This is a genomic window from Saccharopolyspora sp. NPDC050389, assembly GCF_040655595.1.
Lineage (GTDB): Bacteria > Actinomycetota > Actinomycetes > Mycobacteriales > Pseudonocardiaceae > Saccharopolyspora.
In genome coordinates this window covers 17,803-33,575 of record NZ_JBFAKG010000018.1, presented here as the reverse complement: position 1 = coordinate 33,575, position 15,773 = coordinate 17,803, and the positions used below count along the sequence as shown (strand labels likewise).

Sequence of the window (15,773 nt, the reverse complement as noted above, 5' to 3'; positions counted from 1 at the left end):
ACATAGGAGTAAAAAGCCAATTGTTGCAACAGGATTGATAGTAAATGCAACTGCTCGAACCGGGCCGTTGCAATGTACTGTCGATGAATGCAAGAGGAGGTGTGCCGGTGCCAGGAGGCAGGCTGACCCACGAGGACCGCCAGCGGATCGCGGCATGGCTGGCAGACGGGCTCGGTTACGCAGAGATCGGCCGGCGGCTCGGTCGGCCGACGTCCACGATCAGCCGCGAGGTGGCACGAAACGCCGCATCAGGCGACTACCTGGCCGACCATGCGCAGCAGGCCGCCGGCCACCGCGCCCGCCGGCGCAAGCCGGCCCGGCCGGCCGAGCCGGCGACCGACGGGCAGTCGACCGAGGTGGTGCGCGGCTTCGTGGACCAGTTCGCGGCCCGGCTGGCCGCGACCGGCCTGCCCCGGATGACCGCCCGGGTGTTCGTCTGCCTGCTCACCGCCGACGCGGACGGCCTGACGGCGGCCGACCTGGTGCACCGGCTGCAGGTCAGCCCGGCGTCGGTGTCCAAGTCCATCGGCTACCTCGAAGGCATGGAATTGGTGGTGCGCCAACAGGATTCCGGTGGGCGCCGCGAGCGGTACGCCATCGACGACGACGTCTGGCTCCGGGCGTGGCAGGCCGACACCGGCGCACACGGCGAGATCGCGACCGCCGCACAGCGGGGCATCGAGATCTTCGGCGCCGACACGACCGCTGGCGCCCGACTCGGCAAGATGGGCCGGTTCTTCGCCAGGCTCAGCGAGCAGATGAGCGGCAGCACCCTCACCGAGGCCGTCGTGCACGACATGCTGACCGTGCTCGCCGCCCTCGTGCACGCCGGCCGGCCGCTGACCCTGGACGCGCTGGCCACCGCGCTCGACTGGCCCCGGGAGCGCGCCACCGCCGCGCTGGACGTGATCCAGCATCAACCGGCCATCGCCGATCCCCTCGCCGTGCGGGCCACCGGGCCCGAGACGTATGCCCTCACCACGAGACCGGACCGCCTGAGCCCGGCGCAACGCGCAGCACTCGAGGAGTGAGTCGGCGCATCCTCGATATGGGCGCCGCGGCGTGGTGTTTTCGCGCGAAAACGTCACGACCACGCGTGCCGGACGCCGGCTTCGCGCGAAAACGCCGCCGGGGACGCGCCCCCGGCGGCGCATGACCGACGGCGCGGCGGGGCACACCGCGCCGTCGGCGGCTCTTACTCGGTCAGGCTTCCGCCGTCGGCCACCACGTGGCCGTTGTGGATCACCGTGCGGTCGCGGCCGCGGTCCATCACGGCGGAGACCACGGTGTCGCCGTCGACGAGCAGCAGGTCGCCCCGGTCGCCGACGGCGAGGCCCGGGCGGTCGGCGACCGACGCGACGCGCGGCAGCGAGCGGTCGAGGATCGACGCGCCGCCGCGGGAGGCCACCGCGTAGCAGTGCTCGATGAGCTCGTCGGCGCGGAACTGGTTGGTGAACGCGAGCTGCCACGTGCGGTCGAGCATGTCGGCGTTGCCGTACGGCGACCAGTAGTCGCGCTGGCCGTCCTCGCCGAGCCCGACGCGGACACCGGCGGCGGTGAGCTCGGCCAGCGGCAGCGAGTGGTGCCGCGCGGGCGCGACGGTGGCCATCGAGATGTCCAGCTCGGCGAACTCCGCGATCAGCCGCCGGGTGGTGGCCTCGGAAACGCTGCCGAGGCTGTAGGCGTGCGAGATGGTGACCTGCCCCGCCATGCCGAGCGCGCGGGTGCGCTCCAGGATCAGGTCGACGGAGAACACGCCGAGGTCGCCGGGCTCGTGCAGGTGGACGTCGATCGGTGCCTGGTGCTTCTCCGCCAGTCCGAACAGGACGTCCAGGTGGCGCACCGGATCCCGGTCGAGCGTGCACGGGTCGATGCCGCCGACCACGGCGGCGCCCGACGCGAGCGCCTCGTCGATCAGCGGCGGCACGCCCTTCTCCCGCAGCAGACCGGCCTGCGGGAACGCGATGATCTCGACGTCGCAGCGGTCGCGGTGCGCTTCCTTCGCGGCCAGCACGCCCTCGAACCGCTCCAGCTTGCAGTCCGCATCGATCTGCGCGTAGCTGCGCACGCGCGTCGTGCCCTGCTCGATCATGCGGCGGAGCGTGTAGGTGGCGCGCTCGGCGATGCTCCACTCGGCGTCGCGCCAGTTTTCGCGGTCGTTCATGACCATCGGCCAGATGCCCGGGCTGCCGGTGTGCGGGCGGAACGGCAGGCCGATCCGGGTCGAGTCGAGGTGGCAGTGCACGTCGGAGAACGAGGGCAGGGCAAGCCGCCCGCGGCCGTCGACCGCGTCGGCGCGGTCGGCGTGCGGGGTGATGGCGGTGATCCGGCCGTCCTGGATCTCGATGTCCGAGGGCCGGCCGCCCCACGGGCGCACGTTGGTGATCAGCATTGGCTCTCCGTTGGTCACTTCGCTGGGAGTACGTCGGCGAGGCTGGCCAGCGAGGGCGCCCGGCCCAGCTCGATGTGCGAGAACGCGAGCGCCGCCGCCAGATCGGCGTTGCCCGCGTAGATGGCTTGGCAGATGTCCTTGTGCTCGGCGCACTGGACGCGCATGTCGCGATCCGAGGTCATGGTGAACAGCCACTGCATCAGGCCGAGCGAGGGCTTGAGCGCGCTCTCCAGCATCCGGTTCCCGGTCATCGCGACGATCTCGGCGTGCAACGCGGTATTGGCGGCCGGGATCTCGTCGCCGTCGCCGCGCCGCGTCGCGTCCTCGGCGGCGTCCATGAGCTCCCGCAGCCGCGTTCCGCCGCCGCCTGCCGCGACGGCTTCGGCGGCTCTGCGCGCCGCCATCACCTCCAGGCTCAGCCGCAGGTCGAAGAGCTCGTCGACGTCCTTGAGCGTGAGGCTGCGGACGGTGGCGCCGCGCCGGGGCGAGGCCACGACGAAGCCGTCGGCTTCGAGCCGGGCCAGCGCCTCGCGCACCGGGATGCGGGAGATGCTGAGGGCCTCGGAAAGATCGCGCTCGCGAAGCCGGTCGCCGGGCGCGTATTCGCCGGCGAAGATCCGGCGGCGGATCTCGTCCGCGGCGCGGACCGCGGTGGGCGGCCCGAGGTCCTGGCCCGGGCGGCGATCGGTGGCAGCTGGACCGGTCATGTGCCGACCCTACGCGCGGCCCGCTTCGTGCCTGCGGAGGTCACTGCTGCTCCAACGGCTTTCCGCCCTGCCCGAACGCCGGGTACGTCGGCGGGAACAGCTCCGCGGCGGGCCGGCGCTGCACGTCGCGCTCGGAGTAGGCCTCGCGCATCTTCTCGAACAGCAGCTGAGCGCGTTTCCGCAGGTCTTCGAGGTCGACGCCGGGAATGCGGGAGTCCGCCAGGACGGTCCGGCCCGCGACGACCGAGTGCGTCGCCTGCCGCGCGGTTCCGTTGAGCAGGAAGGTGCGCACCGGGTCGTCCAGCACGCCGTCGCGGATGTCGTCGATGCGGAATGCCACCACGTCGGCCTGCGCGCCCGGCTCCAGCCGGCCGAGATCGCCGCGGCCCAGCGCCCGGGCGCCGCCGAGGGTGGCGGCGTCGAGGTAGTCCTCGGCCGGCGCGGCGTCGAACCGGTCGTCCAGGACCTTCGCCAGGTGGATGCCGACGTCCATGCCCCGGATCAGGTCCGGCGGGAAGGAGTCGGTGCCCAGGCACAGGTTGACGCCCGCGCTCCGGTACGTGCCGAAGGAATGCAGCACCTTCCCGTAGCGCAGGGAGGTCTGCGGGCAGTGCACGATCGAAACGCCCGCCGCCGCGAGCTTCGCGAGGTCGCCCCGGTCCTCGCCGTGGACTTCGGGGTGCCGGTCGAGGACCAGGCCGTGCGGGACGAGCAGGTGGGTGCCGAGGAGCCCGGTGCGTTCGATCATCTCCAGCGGCGTGACGCCGTGCTGGCGCTCGACGAGATCGCGTTCGAGCAGCCCCTGCAGGCAGTGCAGCCGCACGATCGCGTCGCGCTGCTGGGCGGTGGCGGCGGTCTCGCGCATGAGTTCTTCGGTGAGCGTCTCGATGCGGCAGGGCAGGAGAACACCGGTCAGCAGCGGATCGGCGAGTTCGGCGGTGTGGTCGAGGAACCGCACCGCGTCCTGCAGCCCGGCGCGCCCGCGCTCTTCGTCGATCGCCACGTCGCGACCGCCTTCCGGCAGCGCCACGTTCACGCCCGAGCGGTAGGCGGGGCCGAGGTAGGCGCGCAGGCCCAGCTCGCGCGAGGTCTCGGCCATGGTGACGAGCTCGTCGTAGGGCTCGGCCCACGAGCTGTGGATCTCCGAGGCGATCGGCATGTACGTGGTGATGCCGTGCAGGGCGAGCTGCACGAGGGCGTACTCGCGGATCGTCGCGCGTTCCTCGGGGGTGAACACGTCGCGGCGGCGGTGCTGGAAGTAGTCCAGCGACCACTGGAGACCGTCGGCCCGCTCCGGCGTGGGCCAGGAGTCGAGCACCAGGTGGTCGATGTCGGTGAGGGCGTCCAGGTCGATGAGGCCGGGCAGCACCAGCGATTCGCCGAGGTCGAGCTCGGCGTCGACGGGCCCGTCGTAGCCGTGGCCGACGTGGACGATCACGTCGTCCTCCCAGACCACCTCGCCGTCGCGCAGGAGCGCGTGGTGGCCGTCCTGGTGGGCGAGGATGTGGCTGGCCCGCCAACGCGTGCGCATGGGATCTCCTCGGGCTCGGTTCTCGGTGGCCTGGAAGCGCCTCGACACTAGCATTTGGCATACCAAACGCGAACCATCTTCTCGGTGAGGTTCACCGGGCGAGGCGATCTGAGGGCGTTCCGTAGCGGTAAACGCCTAGCCAAATCGGTAAAGGTTAAGCCGAGGTAACTCTTCATCTTCGCGATCTGGCGATTTCGGAAACTGCGGTTACCCTCCCGTCGGTATACCAGATAGCTAGGCCCGACTGGTCCGATCGCGGACCGTGCCCTGGAGGCAGCCATGGACCAAAGCACCGGCACGACGCCCGCGACGGGGCAGCCGATCACCCGCGCGAACTGGATAACCGCGATCGTGCTGTCCACTGTGATCTCGGTGGTCTCGGTGCTGATCGGCGAGTACAAGTTCCAGGTCGGGCCGGCCGCGATCGCGCTGTTCCCGATCATCTGGGCGGTGCTGATCGGCGCGATCATCGGCATCCAGCGATGGCGACCGGTGTCCGGCGCGACCCGTTCGGTGGCGACCGTGATGCTGGAGATCAGCATCCTGCTGTTCCTGGCGAAGCTCGGCACCGAGATCGGCCCGTCGCTGGCGAAGTTCCAGAACCTGGGCCCGGCCATCCTGCTGCAGGAGGTCGGACACATCTTCGGGACGGTCATCATCGCGCTGCCGGTCGCGGTGGCGCTGGGCCTCGGGCGGGCGGCCATCGGGGCCACCTGGTCGATCGACCGCGAGTCCTACCTGGCGTTCGCGATCGAGCGCTTCGGCGTCCGGTCGCCGGAATACCGCGGCGTGTTCTCGGTCTGGCTCATCGGATCGGTCTTCGGCGCCCTGTACGTCTCGGTGCTCGCGGGATTCATGGGGAGCCTGGGCATCTTCCACCCGCTCGCCCTCGCCCTGGGCCTCGGCCTGGGATCGGGCTCGATGATGCTCGGCGGCGTCGGCGCGCTGTCGCTGATCTACCCGGAGCAGGCGGCGGAGATCGCCGCCCTGGCGGCGCTGTCCAACCTGGTCACCAACATCGTCGGCTTCTACTCGGGCGTCTTCCTGGCGCTGCCGCTCTGCCGCCGGCTTTACGCGTTCTGGAGCCGCGTGTTCGGCCGTGAGGACGAGGGCAACTGGCGCCGCGCCGCTTCCAAGGCGAAGGCCCAGAAGAAGCAACAGGTGCTGGAGGTCGTCCAAGACCCCGAAGTCAAGGTCACCCCGCGCCTGACACTGCTGTCGTACGTTGTCGTCGGTGCGGGCGGACTGCTGGCCAGCGCGATCGGAACGCGCTCCTTCGAGATCAAGGATGCGGTGGGCATCGTCGTCCTGCTCGTCCTCACGTGGGTGTGCGTCCGCCTGGCGAAGCTGGTGCCCGCGGTCCCGGCGAGCGTGTTCGTGCTCGGCATCGGCACGCTGCTGTCGGCGAACTTCCTCCCGACCGGCCCGCTGGTGGCGGACCTGATGGAGAACATGAAGGTGATGCTGATCGGCCTCCCGGGCCTGGCCCTGATCGGCCTGACGCTGGGCCGGGACATCCACGCGCTGCGCCAGCTGAGCTGGAAGGTCGTCCTGGTCGCGCTGCTGACCTACTCGTCCTCGTTCCTCGCGGCGGCGGCGCTGGGCCAGTCGGTCCTCCACCTCTGACCACAAAGGACAAAGCACGTCGACCCTCGTCGTTGCGCGCCAGGCTGCCCAGTCTGGCAGAATCGATTGATTTTCGATAGATATCGATCGATAATCGATGCATGAACCGCATCGTCATAGTCCTGCTCCGGATCGGCATCGTCGCGGCTGCACTGCTCGGCCTCTTCGGCCAGATCGTGGTCATCCCGACGACGGCAGCCGACGAGGTCGACAGCTTCCCCCCGTACGCCCCGTTCGCCGCGCCCTACGCGGCGGTGGCGATCGTCGGCGTCGCCTGCGTCCAGGTCGTGCTCGTCGCTGTGTGGATGCTGCTGTCCATGGTTCGACGCGATGCGATCTTCACGCCGCGGGCCTTCCGGTGGGTCGACATCATCATCGGGTCCTCGGTGGTGGCGACGCTGCTGGCGATCGGGGTCGCCGGGCATCTGTCCGTGGCCAGTATTCCCTCGCCCGGCGACGGCATGGACGTCATCAGCGCCCTGGCCGCCGCGGTCGCGAGCGTCGGCGTGGGGGTGTTGTTCGCGATGCTCGTCGTCGTCATGCGAAGCCTCCTGCGCAAGGCGACGGATCTGCAGACCGAGATCGCCGAGGTGATTTGATGGCGATCATCGTCGACCTCGACGTCCAGCTCGCCAAGCGAAACCTGTCGGTCGGCGAATTCGCCGCCGCGGTGGGCATCACGCCCGCCAACGTCGCGGTGTTGAAGAACGGCCGAGCGAAAGCGGTGCGGTTCACGACGCTCGACGCGATCTGCCGCACGCTCGAATGCCAGCCCGGCGACGTGCTGCGCTGGGTACCCGACGACGCCGCGAACGACGGCTAGGCGAATGAGGGCATGACGTAGCTCCGGCGAAAGCCAGACTGGAACTCCGCCCGCAGACCGACGATGGGAAGCCGATGCTCGTTCGCCGCGCCTACATCCCCGAAGCCCAGCGGCCGGCCTCGCTCGACACCTGGCCGTACACGGTGCCGTGCGTCGCCGATCTCGCCGAGCACGGCCTGACGTTCAACGCGCCTGTGACGATGCTCGTCGGGGAGAACGGTTCCGGGAAATCGACGCTGGTGGAGGCGATCGCCGAGGGCTTCAAGCTCGACGCGCACGGCGGGCGGGCGAGCCGCAAGTACGGCAACGACAGGCCCAAGACCGCGCTCGGCGGCGTGCTCAAGCTGGAGACCACCCCGGCCGGGAGCCGAATGCTGTCCGGACCGAGGTTGCGGCGCAAGGGTTTCTTCCTGCGCGCCGAGACCGCGTTCGGGCTGATGAACACCGTCAGCGGCGTGTACGGCTACTGGGACGAAGACACCGCGACCATGTCGCACGGCGAGGGTTTCCTGACCGTGTTCGCATCGATGTTCCGGGATCGCGGTTTCTACGTCATGGACGAGCCCGAGGCGGCGCTGTCGTTCGAGTCCTGCCTGAAACTGGTGGGGCTGATGCACGAGCTCGGCGAGCGCGGTGCGCAGATCATCTGCGCGACGCACTCACCGATCCTGGCGGCCACGCCCGGGGCGGACGTCATCGAAGTCGGCGAGCACGGCACCCGCCGGGTGAAGTGGGACGAACTCGGCCTCATCGACCACTGGCGCCGCTACCTGGCCGACCCCGGCCACTACCTGCGCCACATCACCGATTGAACCGGGTTGCTACGCCACGTGTTCCTGTCTCAGGGGGATCGGTTCGCCTCGCCTGGCGTGCTGGAGCAGGCGTTGGATCTGTTGAAGGTGCTCGATCAGGTGGTACCGGTCCCGCTGGGCGGGTAGGCGGCGGACCTCCAGTCGGCGCTCCTTTTCCTTCTGGCTGCCCACGTGTTCGAGGTTCAGTGCTTGGTAGTGCGGGCTGTCGAGTGCAGGTTGGCCGGCGAGGTTGTCTTTGAAGACGCGCTGGATCAGTTCCTTGGCTAGCCGTTGGACGTCCCAAGGCTGGCCTTTCTTGGTTGCGTCTTGAAGGTCCTTCTTGACGCCCTTGTACTCGCTGGCCATTTTCTTTGCCGTCTTTTCGTCGAATTCGTCAGGAAATGGTGCGTTCGTTTTGTCTGAATCCTGTTCTTTGAAATAATCCGCGTGCTCGAAATATGCATCGATGAACCGCAGTAGTCGCTGGGAATCGTTCCCGATGGTGCTGGCGAGATCCAGGTTGACGTGGCCGCCGCCGAGGGTGTCATCTGCTTCGAGGCCTGCCATTCTCGCGGCTCCGAAGATGTACTTGTCGAAGATCTCGGCCAGGATGTTTCCCGTTTCCGCGCCGCCGGCGGTATATGGTGACGTGACGACCTCGATGACCCTGTTGTCCATGGTGACGTCGTAGTGGAACTCGCTTGGCAGCTCGCCGCCGGGGAGCGGGCCCGCGGGAAAGGTGTACCGGTCCACGACTTCCCCGTACTTGCCCTCTTCCTGGGTTATTTTGGGCATGCCTCGGGCCTTGTTGTCCTTTTGCTTTGCGATGGCTTCTACGGCCTTCCGCCACGCCTTCCGTGCGGCCTCATAATGCGGCAGGTGGGCCGCGTAGACGATCTTTGAATCGTTGTTCGCCGGCGTCACTTCGCGGAGGGCGTTGTTGGTGAAGGTGAACTCGCTGCCGACCGGAACGCGTGCCACGTATCCGAGCTCGGAAGCGAAATTCGCAGCGTATTCGTTGATGCTGTCGGCGACGTTTTCGATGCGCGCTCGACGATTTTCGGAACTCAGTGTTCCCCATTCGTCGCGTAGTTCTCCGATGAGGCGAAATGGGTCGGAGTTGCCGAGTAGGGAATCTGGAAATTCTGCCTTCTTCTGGGGATTTTTGATGCCTTTGAAATCGGCGAGGCTGTTTGTTTCGTCCAACAGCCTGGTCAAGAGGGCGGCGTACACCTTCTTGGCGTCATCTTGGGCGCAGAGCGTGTTCATCTGCTTATCGCTGATTCCGACCATGCGCTGAACCGCAGGCGCGGCCGTGGCGTGGGACGCGGCGGCTTCGTGGGGCGCATCTGTCCGATGTGGACCGTTGGTGGACGCGTCGGCCATGGCCCGGGTGGCGGTGGCTTCGGCCTCCTTCTCGAACCGGTCGCCGGGATCGGAGACGCGGAGGCCGTCACCGCGGTCGGTGCCGGCGACCGGCCCTGAGCGCTGCTGGATGACGTGGGTGAGTTCGTGGGCCAGCGTGTGCTTGTCGATGCCGCCGGTGCCGGTGACGATGTGGCGGCCGGAGGTGTAGGCGCGGGCTCCGACCTCGGTGGCCGACTGCTGGGCGGCGGCGTCGTTGTGCAGGCGCACGTCCGAGAAGTCCGCACCGAGCCGGCCCTCCATTTCCTCCCGCAGCGGGCCGCTGAGCGGCGTGCCGGGTTGGCTCAGCACGTCGGGCACGGTGGATCGCTGCACCGGTTCGTCGTGCCCGCCCTGAGCGGTGAGCAGACGGGCGACGGCGGCGTTGCCGATCGCTCGCTGCAGCGCCACGACAGCCTGCGGGGACAACGGGCCGCCCACGGCCGGGCCAGGGGATTTGCCCGCAGGCTCCGCCGCCCGGGGCGTCCGATCCGAGGCCTGTTTCTCCGAACTCCGGTCGTGTGCACGCATGGCTCTCCCTAAGCGTTCCGCGGCCGCCTCAAGGTTCGCCCGCAGGACGGCATCGGCAGAAGGACTGGGAGGGCACGATCGGGCCCGCAGGGCGTGCCCAAAAAGGCAGCGCCATCCCGGAACCAGTGGTTCATCGGGTGCGGTGGCTGCCGGTTTCCCGGGCCAGGTGGTCATTTCGACTCGGCTGCGCACGTGATCAGAAAGATCGCAAAGAAGTGTTTGCAAATGGCTCTTTGCAATCGTACCTTGGCGGCATGGCGGACTACGGACGAGATCTGCAGATGGTCACCCTCGATGCGAAGCGGCTGCGCGCGCTCGCGCATCCGCTGCGGGTCCGGTTGCTGGGAGCCCTGCGGCTGGACGGGCCGGCGACCGCGACGGCGCTGGGCAAGCGCTTGGGCGAGAACTCCGCGAACACCAGTTGGCACCTGCGCCAGCTGGCCGAAGTCGGGCTCGTCACGGAGGACACCCAGCGCGGGAACCGGCGGGAACGCTGGTGGATCGCCGCCCAGGACCGCACCAAGTTCGACCCGGGCGAGCTTTCGGAGAACCCCGAGCTTTCGGGCTCGCTGGCGACGTACCTGCACGCGGTCAACACCGTCCACTACGACCAGGCCGGTACGTATCTCGCGTCGATGCAGGACTGGTCGAAGGAGTGGCGCAGCGCCGCGGAGCTGTCCGACTACCGCTTGTCCCTGTCGGCCCGAGAGCTCTCGGAGCTCAACCGGCGAATCCAGGCGGTGGTCGAGGAGTACTGGCGCGAACCGGAACCTGGCGATGTCGAGGTGGTCACCCACTGGCACGCCCTTCCGCTGCGCCACCAGGAACGTGACGCCGACACCACCGACATATCGTGAGGCTCCCACTCGTCGGGCTCATCACCGCGACGACGATCTCCAGCGTCGGCACCGGGATGACCATGCTCGCGATCCCGTGGTTCGTGCTGGAGGCGACCGGCCGCGGCGTGGACACCGCGCTGGTCGTGATGGCCGAGGTCGTCGGTCTGCTGCTGGGTTCGGCGTTCGGCGGGCCGTGGATCGACCGGCTGCGCCCCCGCCGGGCGGCCGTGCTGTTCGACCTCGCAGCAGCGGTCCTGGTGTTCAGCATTCCGGTGCTTCACCAATACGACGCGCTCCCGCTGTGGCTGCTGGGCGCGCTGGGTCTGCTGCTGGGGCTATCCCGAGCGCCCGGCGATGCCGCACGACAGGTGCTGATCCCGGACATCGCCCTTCGCACGGGCATCGCGGTGGAACGAGTCAGCACCGCCTACGACGCACCGAACCAGGGCGCGCGGGCGCTCGGTGCACCGATCGCGGGCGCGGTCATCGCGATGCTCGGCGCCCCGGCGACGCTCGTCGTCGACGCGGCGAGCTTCGTGCTCGCCGCCGCCATCACCCGCTTCACGCTCGACGAAGCCGTGATCGACACCGCCGACGGCGGTGGTTACCTGCGGCGGCTCGGCGAGGGATTCCGCTTCCTGCGCAACGACCGCACCCTGTTCGCGATCCTCTGCATGGTCGCGGTGACCAACGGGCTCAACAGTGGCTTCTTCTCCGTCCTCGTGCCCGTTTACGGACAGGAGGTCCTGCACTCGTCGTTCGGCGTCGGGCTCGTCTTCGGGGTGGCCGGCGCGGCGATGGTGCTGAGCTCGATCCTGTTCGCCTGGATCGGCCTGCATTGGCGGCGCTGGCCCGTTCTGGTGGTCTGCTACCTGCTGGTCCTCGGGCCGCGTTCCGGAATCTTCCTGCTGCAACCGGATCTAGCGGTCCTCGTCGCCGGAAGCGGTGTCGTCATGCTCGCGTTCGGGCCGTTGAACCCGATCATCGGCGCGGTCAAGGCCGAACGAACGCCGCCGCAGTACCGGGCACGCGTCTTCGGCGCGATATCCGCGGGAGCGCTGCTGGGGATGCCGATCGGAACGCTCATCGCGGGACTGCTCAGTGACCACATCGGACTGGTGCCCAGCATCGCGGTGTTCACCGCCGCGTCCGCGGTGATGTCCCTGTGCCCGCTGCTGTTCCCGGCGTGGCGCGGCGTCGACAAAAGGACTTCCCCTGCCCTCGCACGGGCCGGGGAAGTCCTTTGAGGACGGATCAGGCGACGTAGTCCGCGAGGTGCTCGCCGGTGAGCGTGGAGCGGGCGGTGACCAGGTCGGCAGGTGTGCCTTCGAAGACGAGCTGCCCGCCGTCGTGGCCGGCGCCGGGACCGAGGTCGATGAGCCAGTCGGCGTGCGCCATGACCGCCTGGTGGTGCTCGATGACGATGACCGACTTGCCGGCGTCGACGAGCCGGTCGAGCAGGCCGAGCAGCTGCTCGACGTCGGCGAGGTGCAGGCCGGTGGTCGGCTCGTCGAGGACGTAGACGCCGCCCTTGTCGGCCATGTGGGTGGCCAGCTTGAGCCGCTGCCGCTCGCCGCCGGAGAGCGTGGTGAGCGGCTGGCCGAGGCGGAGGTAGCCGAGCCCGACGTCGGCGAGCCGGTCGAGGATCTTGTGCGCGGCCGGCGTGCGCGCCTCGCCGTCGCCGAAGAACTCCTCGGCCTCGGCCACCGACATCGCGAGCACCTCGCTGATGTCCCTCCCGGTGTCACGGCCGCCGAGTCGATATTTCAGCACGGATGCCTGGAACCGCTTCCCCTCGCACTCCTCGCAGGTGGTTTCGATGCCGGCCATCATCGCCAGGTCGGTGTAGATGACACCGGCGCCGTTGCAGTTGGGGCAGGCGCCCTCGGAGTTGGCGCTGAACAGCGCCGGCTTCACGCCGTTGGCCTTCGCGAACGCCTTGCGGATCGGGTCGAGCAGCCCGGTGTAGGTCGCCGGATTGCTCCGCCGCGAGCCGCGGATCGGGGTCTGGTCGACCGCGACCACGCCGTCGCGCCCGGCCACCGAGCCGTGGATCAGCGAGCTCTTGCCGGAGCCCGCGACCCCGGTGACGACGACCAGCACGCCGAGCGGGATGTCGACGTCGATGCCCTGCAGGTTGTGGGTGCTCGCGCCGCGCACTTCCAGCGCCCCCGACGGCTTCCGCACCGACGGCTTCAGGGAGGCGCGGTCGTCCAGGTGCTGCCCGGTGAGCGTTCCGCCGGCCCGCAGCCCCTCGACGGTGCCCTCGAACACCACCTCGCCGCCCTTGGTGCCGGCACCCGGGCCGAGGTCGACGACGTGGTCGGCGATCGCGATCGTCTCCGGCTTGTGCTCCACGACGAGCACGGTGTTGCCCTTGTCGCGCAGCCGCCGCAGCAGGTTGTTCATCCGCTGGATGTCGTGGGGGTGCAGCCCGATCGTCGGCTCGTCGAAGACGTAGGTGACGTCGGTGAGCGACGACCCGAGGTGGCGGATCATCTTGGTGCGCTGCGCCTCGCCGCCCGAGAGCGTGCCCGTCGCGCGGTCGAGGCTGAGGTAGCCGAGCCCGATCTCGACGAACGAGTCGAGCGTGTGCTGGAGCGCCTTCAGCAGCGGCGCGACGGACGGTTCGTCAAGCTCGCGCACCCACTCGGTCAGGTCGCTGATCTGCATCGCGCAGGCGTCGGCGATGTTGATCCGCTTGATCTTCGACGATCGGGCCGCCTCGCTGAGCCGGGTGCCGTCGCACTCGGGGCAGGTGGTGAAGGTGACCGCCCGCTCCACGAACGCGCGGATGTGCGGCTGCATCGACTCCTTGTCCTTGGACAGGAACGACTTCTGGATCTTCGGGATCAGCCCCTCGTAGGTGAGGTTCACGCCCTCGACCTTCACCTTCGTCGGCTCCCGGTAGAGGAAGTCCTGCATCTCCTTCTTGGTGAACTTGCGGATCGGCTTGTCCGGGTCGAGGAAGCCCGACTCGGCGTAGGTCCGCACCGTCCACCAGCTGTCCGACTTCCAGCCGGGGATGGTGAACGCGCCCTCGGCGATCGACTTGGAGTCGTCGTAGAGCTGGGTGAGGTCGATGTCGTTGACCGTGCCCCGGCCTTCGCAGCGCGGGCACATGCCGCCGGTGACGCTGAAGCTGCGGCGCTCCTTCACGGTCCGTCCGGCGCGCTCCATCGTGACCGCGCCCGCTCCGCTGATCGAGGCGACGTTGAAGGAGAACGCCTGAGGCGAGCCGATGTGCGGCTTCCCGAGGCGGCTGAAGAGGATGCGCAGCATCGCGTTGACGTCGGTGGCGGTGCCGACCGTGGAGCGCGGGTCGGAACCCATCCGCTGCTGGTCGACGATGATCGCGGTCGTCAGCCCTTCGAGCACGTCGACCTCGGGCCGCGCCAGCGTCGGCATGAAGCCCTGCAGGAAGGCGCTGTAGGTCTCGTTGATCAGCCGCTGCGACTCCGCGGCGATCGTGTTGAACACCAGCGAGCTCTTGCCCGAGCCGGAGACGCCGGTGAACACCGTCAGCCGGCGCTTCGGGATCTCGATGCTGACGTCCTTGAGGTTGTTCACGCGCGCGCCGTGCACGCGGATCAGCTCGTGGCTGTCGGCGGCGTGCGGCGCAGGCGACTGCGCGTCCGTCCTCGGGGCCATGCTCATCGTGTCTCCATCTTGTTGGGCGGGGCCGCCTTCGCGGTCTCCGTCGGCGTCGCCTGGCTCGATCCGACCAGCTTCGAGCGTCGGTGCGGTCGTGGCAGCGGTCCACTGCCTGACCTGCGGTTTCGGTCGGGGTGACGCGGCGCCCGTCCGGCCGGGCCAAGTATCGAGGCATCCACGCCGCTTCGGCCGTGGAGCCGCTAGGCCCCGGCCACGCGGCGCGCCATCAGGCCCGGATGCGGCGCGGCCATCAGCTCGGCGCCGGTGGCCACCAAGCGGCCACCGGCGTCGTGCGCGGGCTCCACCACGTTACCGTCCGCGCAGGTCACGGCCGCGAACGCCGGACGGCTCAGCGCAGTTCCTGGATGCGGACCATGTTGCCCGAGGGATCGCGGAAGGCGCAGTCGCGAACGCCGTACGGCTGCTCGGTCGGCTCCTGGACGACCTCGGCGTCGCCGGCCTGCAGCCGCTCGAAGGTGCCGTCGAGGTCCTTGGTGGCCAGGACGATGATGCCGTAGGTGCCCTTGGCCATCATCTCGGCGACGGTGCGGCGCTCGTCGTCGGTCATGCCGGGGCTGGCGGCCGGCGGGAACAGGACGAGGGACGTGCCGGGCTGGCCGGGAGGACCGACGGTGATCCAGTGCATCCCGCCGTATTCGACGTCATTGCGGACCTCGAAGCCGAGGGCGTCGCGGTAGAAGGCCAGCGACGCGTTCGGGTCGTCATGCGGGAGGAAGGTCGAGTGAATGCTGATGTCCATGGAGGTCAGGCTATGTGCGGCCCGATGACCGCGCTTCTCGATTCCTGATCGGTCTGGTCACCTGCTTCGCCACGCACGACGGCATCCCCGCCGTCGCGCGCGCCGCGTGGTTCCGGTAGGCGCTGGGAGGCATGCCGACCAGCTCGGTGAAGCGAGTGCTGAACGTGCCCAGCGAAGAGCAGCCGACCGCGAAGCAGACCTCGGTGACGCTGAGATCGCCGCGCCGCAACAGCGCCATGGCGCGCTCGATGCGCCGCGTCATCAGGTAGCCGTAAGGCGACTCGCCGTAGGCGAGCCGGAACTGGCGGCTGAGGTGCCCGGCGGACATGTGCGCGTCGCGGGCGAGCGCCTCGACGTCCAGCGGTTGCGCGTACTCCCGGTCGATCCGGTCGCGAACACGGCGTAGCCGCGCGAGGTCGCTCAGGCGCTGAGCCGCGGAGGTTCTGCTGGTCACCTGCGAAATCGTGCCACAAGCGACGGCAGCGCAGTTCTGTCGACGTGTTTCTCGGAGAGCACGCCGGTTCGCCGACGAAGCGCAGTCCGCTGCTGGCTGATCGCGAGGTCGGGACACACTCTGCGGCTGCCGTAGTAGAACGTCGCGCCAAAGCCCCGCTCTGCGAGGCGATTTGACAAGAGGTGCAAAATAAAAGGTCGGCGTGTCTTCCAAAAGAATGGAAAACCCGTCGAACCTAGCATCAGGCTAGCTGCTGTGAGG

At 68.8% G+C, this 15,773-nt stretch carries 14 protein-coding genes and 1 pseudogene; 8 read left to right on the top strand and 7 right to left on the bottom strand.

What is annotated here, in order from left to right:
- Positions 1 to 44: 44 nt before the first annotated feature.
- Positions 45 to 320: pseudogene (locus AB0I53_RS14270) on the top strand (helix-turn-helix domain-containing protein); the annotation flags it as partial.
- Between the two features lie 96 nt (positions 321 to 416).
- Positions 417 to 1,031 (top strand): MarR family transcriptional regulator, encoded by a 615-nt coding sequence (locus tag AB0I53_RS14265; protein WP_358601933.1) that lies wholly within the window; start codon positions 417 to 419, stop codon positions 1,029 to 1,031.
- Between the two features lie 164 nt (positions 1,032 to 1,195).
- On the opposite strand, the gene AB0I53_RS14260 is transcribed toward AB0I53_RS14265, so the two are convergent.
- From AB0I53_RS14260 to AB0I53_RS14250, 3 genes are read right to left on the bottom strand one after another with little or no spacing between them, the layout of a single operon-like run.
- Positions 1,196 to 2,392 (bottom strand): amidohydrolase, encoded by a 1,197-nt coding sequence (locus AB0I53_RS14260; RefSeq protein WP_358601661.1) that lies wholly within the window; start codon positions 2,390 to 2,392, stop codon positions 1,196 to 1,198.
- Positions 2,393 to 2,406: 14 nt separating this feature from the next.
- The gene (locus AB0I53_RS14255) at positions 2,407 to 3,099 is read right to left on the bottom strand and encodes a GntR family transcriptional regulator (RefSeq protein ID WP_358601658.1); all 693 of its coding nucleotides are present in this window, start codon (positions 3,097 to 3,099) and stop codon (positions 2,407 to 2,409) included.
- Positions 3,100 to 3,139: 40 nt separating this feature from the next.
- Entirely contained in the window at positions 3,140 to 4,630 is a 1,491-nt protein-coding gene (locus tag AB0I53_RS14250) for a chlorohydrolase family protein (protein ID WP_358601655.1), read from the bottom strand.
- A 279-nt stretch (positions 4,631 to 4,909) separates the two neighbouring features.
- Here AB0I53_RS14250 and AB0I53_RS14245 point away from each other — a divergent pair, with 279 nt between their 5' ends.
- The 4 genes from AB0I53_RS14245 (at position 4,910) to AB0I53_RS14230 (ending at position 7,891) form a co-directional block, all read left to right on the top strand.
- Positions 4,910 to 6,256 (top strand): DUF3100 domain-containing protein, encoded by a 1,347-nt coding sequence (locus tag AB0I53_RS14245; RefSeq protein ID WP_358601652.1) that lies wholly within the window; start codon positions 4,910 to 4,912, stop codon positions 6,254 to 6,256.
- A gap of 101 nt (positions 6,257 to 6,357) precedes the next feature.
- The gene (locus tag AB0I53_RS14240) at positions 6,358 to 6,855 is read left to right on the top strand and encodes a DUF2975 domain-containing protein (protein ID WP_358601649.1); all 498 of its coding nucleotides are present in this window, start codon (positions 6,358 to 6,360) and stop codon (positions 6,853 to 6,855) included.
- Positions 6,855 to 7,079, top strand: coding sequence for a helix-turn-helix transcriptional regulator (locus tag AB0I53_RS14235; RefSeq protein WP_358601646.1), 225 nt, complete (start codon positions 6,855 to 6,857; stop codon positions 7,077 to 7,079). Before AB0I53_RS14240 ends, AB0I53_RS14235 begins: the two co-directional genes overlap by 1 nt.
- A gap of 74 nt (positions 7,080 to 7,153) precedes the next feature.
- On the top strand, positions 7,154 to 7,891 hold the full coding sequence (locus tag AB0I53_RS14230) for an AAA family ATPase (protein ID WP_358601643.1): 738 nt from the start codon (positions 7,154 to 7,156) through the stop codon (positions 7,889 to 7,891).
- Positions 7,892 to 7,900: 9 nt separating this feature from the next.
- On the opposite strand, the gene AB0I53_RS14225 is transcribed toward AB0I53_RS14230, so the two are convergent.
- Positions 7,901 to 9,805, bottom strand: a complete 1,905-nt coding sequence (locus AB0I53_RS14225) for a DUF4157 domain-containing protein (protein ID WP_358601640.1) — start codon at positions 9,803 to 9,805, stop codon at positions 7,901 to 7,903.
- 254 nt (positions 9,806 to 10,059) lie between these two features.
- On the opposite strand from AB0I53_RS14225, the gene AB0I53_RS14220 reads away from it, so the two are divergent.
- Both AB0I53_RS14220 and AB0I53_RS14215 read left to right on the top strand, forming a co-directional pair.
- A complete protein-coding gene (locus tag AB0I53_RS14220) occupies positions 10,060 to 10,662 on the top strand; it encodes a helix-turn-helix domain-containing protein (protein ID WP_358601637.1) in 603 nt (200 codons plus the stop codon).
- Positions 10,659 to 11,891: an MFS transporter gene (locus AB0I53_RS14215; RefSeq protein ID WP_358601634.1), complete on the top strand. Its 1,233-nt coding sequence runs from the start codon at positions 10,659 to 10,661 to the stop codon at positions 11,889 to 11,891. The genes AB0I53_RS14220 and AB0I53_RS14215 overlap by 4 nt, the downstream gene beginning before the upstream one ends.
- 7 nt (positions 11,892 to 11,898) lie before the next feature.
- Here AB0I53_RS14215 and AB0I53_RS14210 read toward each other — a convergent pair whose 3' ends face one another.
- The 3 genes from AB0I53_RS14210 to AB0I53_RS14200 all read right to left on the bottom strand — a co-directional run bounded on the left by AB0I53_RS14210 (position 11,899) and on the right by AB0I53_RS14200 (position 15,512).
- Positions 11,899 to 14,301, bottom strand: coding sequence for an excinuclease ABC subunit UvrA (locus tag AB0I53_RS14210; protein ID WP_358601631.1), 2,403 nt, complete (start codon positions 14,299 to 14,301; stop codon positions 11,899 to 11,901).
- A 346-nt stretch (positions 14,302 to 14,647) separates the two neighbouring features.
- On the bottom strand, positions 14,648 to 15,067 hold the full coding sequence (locus tag AB0I53_RS14205) for a VOC family protein (RefSeq protein WP_358601930.1): 420 nt from the start codon (positions 15,065 to 15,067) through the stop codon (positions 14,648 to 14,650).
- 1 nt (position 15,068) lies between these two features.
- Positions 15,069 to 15,512, bottom strand: a complete 444-nt coding sequence (locus AB0I53_RS14200; RefSeq protein ID WP_358601628.1) for a helix-turn-helix transcriptional regulator — start codon at positions 15,510 to 15,512, stop codon at positions 15,069 to 15,071.
- Positions 15,513 to 15,773 lie beyond the last annotated feature (261 nt).

Coding starts and splice junctions, on each gene's coding strand:
- AB0I53_RS14265 (WP_358601933.1), top strand. CDS start 417: ATGACCGCCCGGGTGTTCGTCTGCCTGCTCACCGCCGACGCGGACGGC.
- AB0I53_RS14260 (WP_358601661.1), bottom strand. CDS start 2,392: ATGCTGATCACCAACGTGCGCCCGTGGGGCGGCCGGCCCTCGGACATC.
- AB0I53_RS14255 (WP_358601658.1), bottom strand. CDS start 3,099: ATGACCGGTCCAGCTGCCACCGATCGCCGCCCGGGCCAGGACCTCGGG.
- AB0I53_RS14250 (WP_358601655.1), bottom strand. CDS start 4,630: ATGCGCACGCGTTGGCGGGCCAGCCACATCCTCGCCCACCAGGACGGC.
- AB0I53_RS14245 (WP_358601652.1), top strand. CDS start 4,910: ATGGACCAAAGCACCGGCACGACGCCCGCGACGGGGCAGCCGATCACC.
- AB0I53_RS14240 (WP_358601649.1), top strand. CDS start 6,358: ATGAACCGCATCGTCATAGTCCTGCTCCGGATCGGCATCGTCGCGGCT.
- AB0I53_RS14235 (WP_358601646.1), top strand. CDS start 6,855: ATGGCGATCATCGTCGACCTCGACGTCCAGCTCGCCAAGCGAAACCTG.
- AB0I53_RS14230 (WP_358601643.1), top strand. CDS start 7,154: ATGCTCGTTCGCCGCGCCTACATCCCCGAAGCCCAGCGGCCGGCCTCG.
- AB0I53_RS14225 (WP_358601640.1), bottom strand. CDS start 9,805: ATGCGTGCACACGACCGGAGTTCGGAGAAACAGGCCTCGGATCGGACG.
- AB0I53_RS14220 (WP_358601637.1), top strand. CDS start 10,060: ATGGCGGACTACGGACGAGATCTGCAGATGGTCACCCTCGATGCGAAG.
- AB0I53_RS14210 (WP_358601631.1), bottom strand. CDS start 14,301: ATGAGCATGGCCCCGAGGACGGACGCGCAGTCGCCTGCGCCGCACGCC.